Below are 12249 nucleotides of genomic sequence, written 5' to 3' on the forward strand. Positions count from 1 at the left end.
GTCAACGCCGCCTGCCCCGGGCGGAGAAGTCAAGGACCCGGAAAGGACCTTACCAGATGCGCAAGACTCTCACCAAACTGACCGCAGCCGCCTTCGCCGTCACGCTGGCGCTCCCGGTTCACGCGCAGGAAGAGATGGACCTCGATTCCGTGGTGGCCACCGTCAACGGTTCCGACATCACGCTCGGCCACATGCTGGCGATCCGCGCCACGCTGCCCGAGCAGTACCAGCAGCTCGGCGACGAGGTTCTGTGGAACGGCATCCTCGACCAGATCGTGCAGCAGAGCGTGCTCGCGCAGGACGAGAAGGCCGAGGAAAGCAAGCTGGTGACCCTGTCGCTCGACAACGAGCGCCGCTCGCTGATGGCTGCCACGGCCATCAAGCAGGTCGCCGACGAGGCCGTGACCGACGAGGCGGTCCAGGCCGCCTATGACGCCAACTACGCCGATGCCGAGCAGGGCCAGGAGTTCAACGCCTCGCACATCCTCGTCGAGACCGAGGAAGAAGCGCAGTCGCTCGTCGAAGAACTGAACGGCGGCGCCGATTTCGCGGAGCTCGCCAAGGAGCACTCCACCGGCCCCTCCGGCCCCAACGGCGGCGAGCTCGGCTGGTTCGGCCCCGGCATGATGGTCGAGCCCTTCGAGAAGGCCGTCGAGCAACTCGAGGCCGGCGAGATCTCCGAGCCGGTCGAGACCCAGTTCGGCTGGCACGTGGTGAAGCTCAACGAAACCCGCAGCAAATCCGCCCCGGCCCTCGACGAGGTGCGCGACGAGATCGAGCAGACGCTCCAGCAGGAGGCCGTCAAAAACTATATTGACGAAAAGGTCGCGGCGGCCGATGTCACCCGCAAGGACAGCGCCGACGTCGATACCTCGGTCCTGTCGCAGGTCGAGCTTCTGGAGGAATAATTGGCCAAGATCACGTCCGTTTCGCCCCTCGCCCCCGCCGCCTTCCCGGACCTTCCGGTGATCGACGGGGTCCGCTTCGCCTCTGCCGCCGCGGGGGTCCGATACGAGGGCCGAACCGACGTGATGCTGGCGCTCCTCGCACCGGGCAGCACCGTGGCGGGCGTGTTCACGCGCTCCGCCACCCGCTCTGCCAGCGTGCTGGACTGCCAGGCCAAGATCGGCGCCGACAGCGACGACGGCGCCGCGATCCTCGTCAACTCCGGCAACTCCAACGCCTTCACCGGCAAGGCCGGGGACGGCTCTGTCGCCGCCATCTGCGATGCTGTCGCGGCGGCCACCGGCCTTCCCGCCGCGCGCGTCTTCACCAGCTCCACCGGGGTGATCGGCGAGCGTCTGCCGCACGACCGCATCACCGCGAAGATCGACGCGCTGGTCGCGGATCTTGACGCGGCAAAGGCCCCCGAGGCCGCCCGCGCCATCATGACCACCGACACCTTCCCCAAGGGCGCCTGCACCACCGTGTCGCTGCCCGGCGGCGGGGTGAAGATCGCGGGCTTCGCCAAGGGCTCCGGCATGATCGCGCCGGATATGGCAACGATGCTGGTCTACGTCTTCACCGACGCGAAGATCGCCCGTGCCGACCTGCAGACGCTCGTCGGCGGCATCAACGACCGCACCTTCAACTGCATCACCGTCGACAGCGACACCTCGACATCCGACACGCTGTTGATGGGCGCCACCGGCACCTCGGGCGTCGAGGTCACCGCGGAAGACGGCGCCTTCGCCGACGCGCTCGAGGGCCTCTTCCGCGACCTCGCCCATCAGGTCGTCCGCGACGGCGAGGGTGCCACCAAGTTCGTCACCGTCAAGGTGACCGGCGCCGCCAGCGACGCCGATGCCCGCACCCATGCGCTCGCCATCGCCAACTCGCCGCTGGTCAAGACCGCCGTCGCCGGCGAGGATCCGAACTGGGGCCGCATCGTCATGGCGATCGGCAAGTCCGGCGCCGCCGCCGACCGCGACAGCCTGTCGATCCGCTTCGGAGACCTGCTGGTCGCCGAGAACGGCTGGGTCGCCCCCGGCTACCGCGAGGAAGACGGCGCCGCGCTGATGAAACGCCCCGAGATCGACATCTCCGTCGACATCGGCCTCGGCACCGGCAGCGCCACCGTCTGGACCTGCGACCTCACACACGGCTACATCTCGATCAACGCCGATTACCGGTCCTGACCCCGCCCCTTCTCCGGTTTTCAAATACCCTCGGGGAGCGCGAGGGGCAGAGCCCCTCGTTCCCGCCCGCGCCGCCAGGAGCCCCGCCATGAAAAAGATCGTTCTCGTCTCCGCCGTCGCCCTGATCGACGTCGACGGCCGTATCCTCCTGGCGCAGCGCCCCGAGGGCAAGTCCATGGCCGGCCTCTGGGAATTCCCCGGCGGCAAGGTCGAGCCCGACGAGACGCCCGAGGTCGCGCTGATCCGCGAGCTGCAGGAAGAGCTCGGCATCGACACCTGGGAAAGCTGCCTGGCGCCGCTCACCTTCGCCTCGCACGGCTACGACAGCTTTCACCTGCTGATGCCGCTCTTCGCCTGCCGCAAGTGGCAGGGCACGCCGCGCGCGAAGGAGGGCCAGACGCTCAAGTGGGTCCATGCCCGCGATCTGCGCGACTATCCGATGCCTCCCGCCGATGTTCCGCTCATCCCGATCCTGCGCGACTGGCTCTGAGTCGGGGCTCGTCCAGCCTTTTCTGCGGTGCGGCGTAAAAAAACGGGTAAATCCCGCCTTTTGCATATATCTTAATCGCTATTGACAGATTTTAATCTGGTTATGTTAACGATTCGACCTTATTCATTGAATCGTCACACTCGATAGGGGAACACAGAAATGCTGCGTACGATCATTCTTGGCACTTGCGTTTCCGTCCAGGGCACTCTCGAAAAGAAGCTGCCCGACGGTCGCATCGCCGTGCGTGTCGGTACTCAGGTCTACACCGGCACGCCGGTCGCAGCCTGATCATCGCCCGCAACACTTCGAATACACCTTGAGAAAGCCCGGACGCAGATCGCGCCCGGGCTTTCTTCTGTCCGGCAGGCACGACCCGTCTCGCGCGCGCAGCTCGCCAACATCCCACGAAAAAGGGCGGCTCCGTCGGAGCCGCCCTTTTCAGTGTTCGTCAGCACGGGATCAGAGCGAACGCTCGATCTCCTCGCGCTCGAAGATCTCGATGACATCGCCGGGGCGGATGTCTTCGTAGTTCTCGAAGGCCATGCCGCATTCCTGGCCCGACTGGACCTCGGCAACCTCGTCCTTGAAGCGCTTGAGCGTCTTCAGCGTGCCCTCGTGGATCACCACGTCGTCGCGCAGCAGGCGGACCCCTGCGGACCGGCGGGCGATACCCTCGGTGACGAGACAGCCGGCAACCTTGCCCACGTTCGAGACCTTGAAGACTTCCTTGATCGACGCGTAGCCGATGAAGTTCTCGCGGATCTCGTTCGACAGCAGACCAGAGGCCGCCGCTTTCACGTCGTCGACGAGGTCGTAGATCACCGAGTAGTAGCGGATCTCCACGCCCTTCTGGTTCGCGGCGTTCCGCGCCGGTGCGTTGGCACGGACGTTGAAGCCGATGACCGGGCAGCCCGAGGCTTCGGCAAGGCCGATGTCGGTCTCGGTGATGGCGCCCACACCGTAGTGGATCACCCGCACGCGGACCTCGTCGTTGCCGACCTTCTCGAGCGCCTGGACGATGGCCTCGGCCGAGCCCTGCACGTCGGCCTTCACGACCACCGGCAGCTCGGAGACGCTCTCGTCGTCCTTGGCCTTCTTCATCAGCTGCTCAAGGGTCGTCGCGGCGCCTGCGGCGGCGCGCTTCTCCTTGGCCGCGTGCTCGCGGTATTCGGCGATCTCGCGGGCCTGTGCCTCGGTCTCGGTGACGTTCAGAACGTCGCCCGCTTCCGGGGTGCCGTTGAGACCAAGCACCTCGACGGGCACCGACGGTCCGGCTTCCTTGACGCGCTCGCCCTTGTCGTTGATGAGCGCGCGCACCTTGCCGTACTGCTCGCCGACGACGAAGATGTCGCCCTGCTTGAGCGTGCCGTTCTGCACGAGCACCGTCGCGACCGGGCCGCGGCCCACGTCGAGCTGTGCCTCGATCACCGCACCCTCGGCGGCCCGATCCGGGTTCGCCTTGAGTTCGAGAACCTCGGCCTGCAGCGCGATCGCCTCGAGCAGGTCGTCGAGACCTTGGCCGCTGTGCGCGGAAACTTCGACGTCCTGCACCTCACCGGACATCTCTTCCACGATCACCTCGTGCTGGAGAAGGTCGGTGCGCACCTTGGTCGGGTTGGCCTCGGGCTTGTCGATCTTGTTGATCGCCACGATCATCGGGACACCCGCCGCCTTGGCGTGGTTGATGGCCTCGACGGTCTGCGGCATCACCGCGTCGTCCGCCGCAACCACCAGCACCACGATGTCCGTCACCTGAGCGCCGCGCGAGCGCATCGAGGTAAAGGCCGCGTGGCCGGGCGTATCGAGGAAGGTCAGCACGTCGCCGCCCTTCGTCGTCACCTGGTAGGCGCCGATGTGCTGCGTGATGCCGCCGGCCTCGCCGGAGGTCACGTTGGCTTCGCGGATCTTGTCGAGCAGCGAGGTCTTGCCGTGGTCGACGTGGCCCATGATCGTGATGACCGGGGGACGCGACACGAGATCCTCGGGCTTGTCCTGCTCGAGCTTGATCACGTCCTCGACGTCGGCATCGGACACGCGGGTCACGCGGTGGCCGAATTCCTCGATGATCAGTTCCGCGGTGTCGGCGTCGATCGACTGGTTCTGCGTCGCCATGATGCCGTTCTGCATCAGCGACTTGACCACATCTGCCACGCGCTCGGCCATACGGTTGGCGAGTTCCGCCACCGTGATCGCCTCGGGAAGCTGCACATCGCGCACGACCTTCTCGCGCTGCTGGCTGCCACCCATGGCCTTCTGACGCGCCCGCTCCTGCTTGCGCTTCATCGCCGCCATGGATTTCTGCCGGCCGCCCTCGCCGCCGAGCGCCTGGTTCAGCGTCAGCTTGCCGGACCGCCGTCCACCGTCGCGGCCCTTGCCGCTACGGCCACGCTCTTCACGCTCGCGGTCGGCCTTGCGCTGCGGCTGCGCCGTCTTGGGTGCAGCACGTGCGGGTGCGGCCGCCTGGCCGGGCTCCGCGGTCTTGGGTGCGGCAGCGTCGGCCTCGGCCTTCTTGGCGGCCTCGGCCGCCTCCTTGGCCTTGCGCGCCTCTTCCTCGGCTTTCGCCTTGGCCCGCTCTTCGGCTTCGCGCTGCTCGCGCTCTTTCTGTTCCTTTTCCGCGCGGAGACGTTCACGCTCTTCGGCGCGGGCCTTTTCCTCGGCCTCGCGCTTGGCCTGCTCATCGGCTTCGCGGGCCTTGGCGGCCTGCAATGCCTTCAGGCGGCGTTCCATCTCGGCATCGGAAATCCCAGCCGGGCGCTTGCCACCAGAGCCGCCGGGGGCGCTGCCACCCTTGGAACCGCCACCGGCTCCGGGTTTGGGCACCACCACGCGCTTGCGCTTGGTTTCCACCACGACATTCTTGGTACGCCCATGGCTGAAGCTCTGCTTCACGGATCCCGAACGGGGACCTCCACCACGAACACCCAGAGTCTTTTTGCCGTCGTTATCGCTCATTCAGCTCTCATATCCTTTCCGGCGGCCCCTGCCGCCACCGGCGGCCTTCGCCGCCCCGGCAGCCCCTGCTGCCGTGTCCGCGTCGGCCCTTCCGACGCGCAGGCCCTTCAGTCGTTGGGCCTCCTCTACAACACGTTGCGTGAGTCCGCCAGCGCCAAGCGCCGCGTGTATCACCTTTTCCCGTCCGAAGGCCAGCCCCAGCTCGTCCGCCGTGAGCCAACCGATGTACGATCCCCAGCCGGGGGTCGACAATTTCGTCTTGCCGCGCGCCGATCCGTCCTCGGCCTGGATCAGCACATCGGCCTCTTCCTTGCCCAACCAGTCCTTCACCTTCTCGTATCCGGCGACGGCGCCGCCGGACTTGCGCGCGAGGCTGATCAACTCGACCACCCGCCGCGCCAGCATCTGCTCGACAAGCTCGGGAAGCGCGTCGGGGACCTTGACCGGCGCCCGTGCGGCGCGGGCAAAAAGCCCTTTCGCCGCCGCCTTCTCGAGTGCCGACCGGGTCGAAGAGACCCAGATTCCGCGACCGGGCAGCTTGCCGGCGATGTCCGGCGCCAGCTGCCCCTCGGGCCCGACCACGAAGCGGATCAGTCCGGATGCGGGCTGCGACTCGCCGGTGGCGATGCAGCGACGCTCCGGGCCGTCGGCCCGGTCCTTATCCCGTCCGCCCCGGCTCACGTTCAGGCCTCTTCCCCGGTCTCGGCGCCTGCCTCGACCTCGGTGTCATCGGCCTCTTCGTCCTCGTCGACCTCGGGTTCGAGCTCGGCGGGATCGACCCAGCCCAGAAGGACCCGGGCGGTCATGATGAGGTTCTGCGCCTCGGCAAGGTCCACGTCGAAGGGTTCGAGAAGGCCGTCATCCTTGACGCGCTCGCCGTCGCTGATCGTCCAGCCACCGGCCAGTTCCCAGTCGGCACAGGTGGCGAAGTCTTCCAGCGTCTTGATGCCGTCTTCCGCCAATGCCTCTACCATTTGGGGTGTGAGGCCGTCGAAGTCAATGAGGCTGTCCTCGGCACCCAGTTCGCGCGCCTTCTCGAGCGCCTTGCGGGCCTGCTCTTCGAGGAATTCGCGGGCACGGGTCTGAAGCTCCTGCGCGGTGTCCTCGTCGACGCCGTCGATGACCAGAAGCTCGTCGAGCTCGACATAGGCCACTTCCTCGAGGTTGGTGAAGCCCTCGGCCACGAGCAGCTGCGCGAAGAACTCGTCGAGATCGAGCGTGTCCATGAACAGCTGGGTGCGCTCCTCGAATTCCTTCTGGCGGCGCTGGCTTTCCTCTTCCTCGGTCATGATGTCGATGTCGAGGCCGGTCAGCTGCGACGCGAGGCGCACGTTCTGACCGCGGCGGCCGATGGCCAGCGAGAGCTGCTCGTCGGGCACCACGACCTCGATGCGCTCGGCGTCCTCGTCGAGAACCACCTTGCTCACCTCGGCGGGCTGCAGCGCGTTCACGAGGAAGGTCGGCATGTCCTCGTTCCACGGGATGATGTCGATCTTCTCGCCCTGCAGCTCGTTCACCACGGCCTGCACGCGGCTGCCGCGCATACCGACGCAGGCGCCCACGGGGTCGATGGAGCCGTCATAGGAGATGACGCCGATCTTGGCGCGCGAACCGGGGTCGCGGGCCACGGCCTTGATCTCGATGATGCCGTCGTAGATCTCGGGCACTTCCATCTTGAACAGCTCGGCCATGAATTCCGGCGCGGTGCGCGACAGGAAGATCTGCGGCCCACGCGCTTCGCGGCGCACGTCCTTGATGTAGCAGCGGATGCGGTCGCCGGGGCGATACGCCTCGCGGCCGATCTTCTCGTTACGGCGCAGGATGCCTTCGCCACGGCCGATGTCGACGATGACGTTGCCGTATTCCTCACGCTTGACGGTGCCGTTGATGATGGTGCCGGCGCGGTCCTTGAACTCGTCGTACTGGCGGTCACGCTCGGCTTCGCGGACCTTCTGCAGAATGACCTGCTTGGCCGACTGCGCCGCGATCCGGCCCATGTCGACCGGCGGCACTTCCTCGACGTACTGGTCGCCCACCTTGGGGTCGGCCATGTACTGCTTGGCCTGCGCGACCGTCATCTCGGCCTGGTAGTTCTCGAGTTCCTCGTCCTCGACCACGGTGCGGACGCGGGTAAAGGTCGCGCGGCCGGTCTTGCGGTCGATGCTGACGCGGATGTCCATCTCGGAGCCGTAACGGCTCTTGGCGGCCCGCGAGAGGCTTTCTTCCATCGCCTCGATCACGAGCGTGGGGTCGATCATCTTCTCGCGCGCCACGGCCTCGGCGGTCTGCAGAAGCTCAAGCTGGTTGGCAGAGGTGATTGCCATTTTCTTCTTACTCCTCCTGAGCGGCCGCGTCGTCGGCCTGGATATCGTCGAATTGGGTTTCGTCCACGGCCTGGGCCTTGCGGGCGCGCAGCATGTCGCGGACGAGGTCATCTGTCATCACGAGCTTGGCATCGCTCAGCCAGTCGAACTGCAGGCCGATGGTCTGGTCCTCGCCGTTCTCCTCGATGTTGAGCAGCACCTCGCCACCTTCGACACCGGCGAGCATGCCACGCCAGCGCTTGCGGCCGTCGATCATCTCGTGGGTCTCGATCTTGGCCTCGTAGCCCTCGTAGGTGTCGAAATCCTTGAGCCGCGTGAGCGGCCGGTCGATGCCGGGGCTCGACACTTCGAGCGTGTAGGCGTCGAGAATCGGGTCTTCGACGTCGAGCACCGCCGAGACGGCGGTCGAGATGTCGGCGCACTCGTCGACCTCGATGCCGCCCTCGGGGCGTTCGGCCATGATCTGCAGGGTGGATGTCTTGCCGCTCATCAGGCGAATGCGCACGAGCTCGAACCCCATGTCCTCGATGACGGGGGTGATGATCTCGGCGATGCGCCGGTCGATGGCGGATTTGGCGATCAGGTCGGTCATTCTCCGGGTCCGATGCATGAAACAAAAAAACGGGCGCGCGGCCCGTCGATCTTTCCCGGTGGAGCTTCGGAGGAGGCCCCGACGCGCCGCTGTTGATGGGCCATATACGCGCCACGATTCGATTCCGCAAGGGGCGCGTGCAACGCAAGCCCCGCGCCGGCCGCCCCGCGGGCCAAGACGAAGGCAGGCCCGGCCCGGGCGGTTTGCCCCGGGCCGGGCCCGGTGTCAGGCGAAGCGGCCCTCGCGCGCCAGCACCTCGATCTGGTAGCCGTCCGGGTCGGCGACGAAGAAGAACTTCGCGACGACCTCGCCCGCGGGAGCGAATTCCACCAGCTTGCGCGGATTCAGCCCCTCGGCCTCGAACCTTGCGTGCTCGGCCTCGAGGTCGTCGACCGACACGGCAAGGTGGCCATAGCCGTCGCCGAGATCGTAGGGCTCGGTGCGGTCCTTGTTCACCGTCAGCTCGAGCTCGAAGCCGCTTTCGGCATTGCTGAGGTAGACCAGCGTGAACTCCGGGAAGTCGAGCCGGTCGGCCACGGTCAGGCCGAATGCCTTTTCGTAGAACGCCAGCGAGCGCGCCTCGTCGAGCACGCGGATCATGCTGTGAATGGCCTTCGCCATGGTCATGTCTCCTTTTCTTGCGGGAAGCCGCCCGCTATAGGGCTGGAAAACCGGATCGCACGAGGAGACGAAGATGTCCAACGCACAGCTCGAAGCCGCCATCGAAGCCGCCTGGGAGGCGCGCGACACCATCACGCCGTCGACCGGGGGCGAAACCCGCGAGGCCATCGAGGACACGCTGAACGCGCTCGACAGCGGCAAGCTGCGCGTCGCCGAGAAGCCCGAGGGCGGCGACTGGGTCGTGAACCAGTGGGCCAAGAAGGCCGTGCTTCTGGGCTTCCGGCTCAAGGACATGGAGCAGCAGGACGGCGGCCCGCAGGGCGGCCACTGGTGGGACAAGGTCGACAGCAAGTTCAAGGGCTGGGGCGACAACGAGTGGGGCGCCGCCGGCTTCCGCGCGGTGCCGAACTGCATCGTCCGCAAGTCCGCCTACATCGCGCCGGGCGTGGTGCTGATGCCGTCCTTCGTGAACCTCGGCGCCTATGTCGACGAGGGCACCATGGTCGACACATGGGCGACCGTCGGCTCCTGCGCACAGATCGGCAAGGGTGTGCACCTGTCGGGCGGCGTCGGCATCGGCGGCGTGCTGGAGCCCATGCAGGCCGGCCCGACCATCATCGAGGACAACTGCTTCATCGGCGCCCGCTCCGAGGTCGTCGAGGGCGTCATCGTGCGCGAAGGCTCGGTGCTGGGCATGGGCGTCTTCCTCGGCCAGTCGACCAAGATCGTCGACCGCGAGACCGGCGAAGTGATGTACGGCGAAGTGCCGCCCTACTCGGTGGTGGTCTCGGGCTCGATGCCGTCGAAGAACGGCGTGAACCTCTACTGCGCCGTCATCGTCAAGCGCGTCGACGAGAAGACCCGCTCGAAGACCGGCATCAACGAACTGCTGCGCGACTGATCCGTGCCGGGAACAGGGCGCCCATGCCGCGATGCGGCGCGCCCGACGGCACGATAAATCCAGAAGGCGGGGGAACTTCCCCGCCTTTTTGCTTGTTATGACCTGCATGAGCCGGCGCAGTCCGGCACGACATTTGAAAAGAGGTTAGGTCATGACCGGAATCGGTTGGTTTGCGGCAATCATCGTCGGCGGTATCGCCGGCTGGCTCGCGGAAAAGTTCATGAACTCGAACATGGGCATCATCATGAACATCATTCTCGGCATCGTGGGCGCGATCCTGCTGAACGCCGTCCTGATGTTCATCGTCGGCTCGACGCTGGGCGGCTGGATCGGTCAGCTCATCATCGGCTTCATCGGTGCCTGTATCCTGATCGCCATCGCCCGCGCCGTCCGCGGCCGGGCCTGACGTCCGGAAGGTTTCCCTACGCGACAGAGGCCGCGCGCTCATTTGAACGCGCGGCCTTTTTGTTGCTCTGTCTTTAACAATCCAAGGAACTGGCCGGCCCATGTTCGCAGACCTGTCGCTCACGCTTCTGCTCGTCGTTTTCGCCATCGCGGGCGCCATCGTCGTCGCCGCCTCCATCCGCGCGACGGGGCTGGCGGATGTCATCGCCGACCGCACGCGCATGGGCGAGGCCATGGCCGGCGGCATCATCCTCGGCGGCGCGACCTCGCTTTCGGGCGTCGTCGTCTCGATCACGGCTGCGGCCGGTGGCGACGCAAGCCTCGCGGTCTCGAACGCGGTCGGCGGCATCGCCGCGCAGACGCTGTTCCTTGCCATCGCCGACCTGCTGCACAAGCGCGCCAACCTCGAACACGCGGCCGCCGAGCCCGCGAACCTGTTCCAGGCTGTGATGCTGATCGTCCTGCTCAGCCTGCCCATCGCCGCCATGGCTGGCCCGGACATCGCCTATTTCGGCGTCCACCCGGTTTCGGTCGTGATGTTTCTGGCCTATCTAGCAGGCGTGAAGCTGTCCTCGGCGGTCAGCGAGAAACCGATGTGGCGGCCGGTGGAGACCCGCGAGACCCGGCACGACGAACCCGAGGAAGACACCGACCCCAACGCCTCGGCCAAGGGACCGGCAATCACCTTCGCAACACTCGTTGCCGTCATGGGGTGCGCGGGCTGGGTCATCAGCCAGATCGGCGGCGAGTTCATCACCCGCTTCGGGCTGGCCTCGAGCCTAGTGGGGGCGCTCATCACGGCGGTCATCACGTCGCTGCCGGAACTGGTCACCACGCTCGTGGCGGTGCGGCGCGGCGCCCTGCAGCTTGCGGTCGGCGGCATCATCGGCGGCAACACCTTCGACACGCTGTTCCTGGTGTTCTCGGACGTGGCCTATCGCGACGGCGGCATCTTCCAGGCCGTGGGCTCGACCGACCTCTACTGGCTCGCCACCGGCATGCTGATGACCGCGATCCTGCTGGGCGGGCTCATCCTGCGCCAGCGCGAGGGTCCGGCCCGCATCGGCATCGAAAGCGTGCTGCTCATGGGGATCTACGCCTGTGCCGTGGCCGTCGAGCTCTTTTCCCACTGAGCCCGGGGCGGGCTTGACAGTCGCCCGCCCCTGCCGCATCCCGCGCCAAACTGCGGGAGTCCTCAGGATGGCGAACAGCAAGAAACCCTCGAAGCAGCAGGTCTACACGCTTCTGGTCGAGGTCGGCCGCAAAGCCGGCGACGGACTTCCCGAAGGGGCCACCGGGGCGGCATTGATGTGCTACGCTTCCGGCGTCGACGAGGCCGAAGCGGTGCGCGAGACCGTGGCCATCCTCAAGCAGGCCGACATGGCGCCGCTCGACGTGACCGGCTACGGCACCGAAGAGGAACGCCGCGCACAAGGCCACGAGATCGGCGAGGACGAGCAGGCGCTGATGCAGCGCGCACTCGAGGAGAACTCGGTGATCGTGTCGCAAGTCAGCCCCTTCTTCGGCGACGAGGACCGGGACGACCGCCCGCCGCTGCACTGAGCCCCCGGCCGACGGGCCTTCCAGACAGGCCGCCGTTCGTCGGAAGCGCTCCCGTGTCGGCAGGAACATGGCGCCTTCGCGCCCCTTCATCAGACCGCGTGGCGCCCGGCATCGGGACCAAAGCGACGCTGGTGGAGGAAACGCACGTGGCAGGCGTTGGAAACGCCCGAGCTGCGGCTTCGGTCCTCCCCACGCCCTAGGCGAAAACAGGATTCGAAGACCACGCGCCGCTCTTGATGGTGTGGACGCCCCCTCACGGCATC

At 66.7% G+C, this 12249-nt stretch carries 13 protein-coding genes; 8 read left to right on the top strand and 5 right to left on the bottom strand.

What is annotated here, in order from left to right; genetic code table 11:
* Positions 1–56 precede the first annotated feature (56 nt).
* From D6860_RS22690 to D6860_RS25910, 4 genes are all read left to right on the top strand, one after another.
* A complete protein-coding gene (locus tag D6860_RS22690) occupies positions 57–908 on the top strand; it encodes a peptidylprolyl isomerase (protein ID WP_017467931.1) in 852 nt (283 codons plus the stop codon).
* The gene (gene argJ, locus D6860_RS22695; RefSeq protein WP_076622811.1) at positions 909–2138 is read left to right on the top strand and encodes a bifunctional glutamate N-acetyltransferase/amino-acid acetyltransferase ArgJ; all 1230 of its coding nucleotides are present in this window, start codon (positions 909–911) and stop codon (positions 2136–2138) included.
* Between the two features lie 88 nt (positions 2139–2226).
* Complete coding sequence (gene mutT, locus D6860_RS22700) at positions 2227–2628, top strand: 8-oxo-dGTP diphosphatase MutT (protein WP_076622812.1); 402 nt, start codon at positions 2227–2229, stop codon at positions 2626–2628.
* A 159-nt stretch (positions 2629–2787) separates the two neighbouring features.
* Positions 2788–2916 carry a hypothetical protein gene (locus tag D6860_RS25910; protein WP_093412504.1) on the top strand — a complete coding sequence of 43 codons (129 nt, stop codon included), beginning with the start codon at positions 2788–2790 and terminating at the stop codon, positions 2914–2916.
* A 171-nt stretch (positions 2917–3087) separates the two neighbouring features.
* Here D6860_RS25910 and infB read toward each other — a convergent pair whose 3' ends face one another.
* The 5 genes from infB to D6860_RS22725 all read right to left on the bottom strand — a co-directional run bounded on the left by infB (position 3088) and on the right by D6860_RS22725 (position 9117).
* Positions 3088–5580, bottom strand: a complete 2493-nt coding sequence (infB, locus tag D6860_RS22705; RefSeq protein WP_076622813.1) for a translation initiation factor IF-2 — start codon at positions 5578–5580, stop codon at positions 3088–3090.
* The gene (locus D6860_RS22710; protein ID WP_076622814.1) at positions 5581–6261 is read right to left on the bottom strand and encodes an RNA-binding protein; all 681 of its coding nucleotides are present in this window, start codon (positions 6259–6261) and stop codon (positions 5581–5583) included.
* A 2-nt stretch (positions 6262–6263) separates the two neighbouring features.
* Entirely contained in the window at positions 6264–7904 is a 1641-nt protein-coding gene (gene nusA / locus D6860_RS22715) for a transcription termination factor NusA (protein ID WP_017467297.1), read from the bottom strand.
* 7 nt (positions 7905–7911) lie between these two features.
* Positions 7912–8496: a ribosome maturation factor RimP gene (gene rimP / locus D6860_RS22720; protein ID WP_017467296.1), complete on the bottom strand. Its 585-nt coding sequence runs from the start codon at positions 8494–8496 to the stop codon at positions 7912–7914.
* A gap of 225 nt (positions 8497–8721) precedes the next feature.
* The gene (locus D6860_RS22725; protein ID WP_076625285.1) at positions 8722–9117 is read right to left on the bottom strand and encodes a VOC family protein; all 396 of its coding nucleotides are present in this window, start codon (positions 9115–9117) and stop codon (positions 8722–8724) included.
* Positions 9118–9190: 73 nt separating this feature from the next.
* Here D6860_RS22725 and dapD point away from each other — a divergent pair, with 73 nt between their 5' ends.
* The 4 genes from dapD to D6860_RS22745 all read left to right on the top strand — a co-directional run bounded on the left by dapD (position 9191) and on the right by D6860_RS22745 (position 11986).
* On the top strand, positions 9191–10018 hold the full coding sequence (dapD, locus tag D6860_RS22730; protein ID WP_076622815.1) for a 2,3,4,5-tetrahydropyridine-2,6-dicarboxylate N-succinyltransferase: 828 nt from the start codon (positions 9191–9193) through the stop codon (positions 10016–10018).
* A 151-nt stretch (positions 10019–10169) separates the two neighbouring features.
* Positions 10170–10424 (top strand): GlsB/YeaQ/YmgE family stress response membrane protein, encoded by a 255-nt coding sequence (locus D6860_RS22735; RefSeq protein WP_076622816.1) that lies wholly within the window; start codon positions 10170–10172, stop codon positions 10422–10424.
* Between the two features lie 100 nt (positions 10425–10524).
* The gene (locus tag D6860_RS22740; RefSeq protein WP_076622817.1) at positions 10525–11556 is read left to right on the top strand and encodes a sodium:calcium antiporter; all 1032 of its coding nucleotides are present in this window, start codon (positions 10525–10527) and stop codon (positions 11554–11556) included.
* 67 nt (positions 11557–11623) lie between these two features.
* The gene (locus tag D6860_RS22745; protein WP_017469368.1) at positions 11624–11986 is read left to right on the top strand and encodes a hypothetical protein; all 363 of its coding nucleotides are present in this window, start codon (positions 11624–11626) and stop codon (positions 11984–11986) included.
* The last annotated feature ends 263 nt before the right edge of the window (positions 11987–12249 follow it).

The sequence above is a fragment of the Salipiger sp. D13 genome, from assembly GCF_003703915.1.
GTDB classification, from domain to species: domain Bacteria; phylum Pseudomonadota; class Alphaproteobacteria; order Rhodobacterales; family Rhodobacteraceae; genus Salipiger; species Salipiger profundus.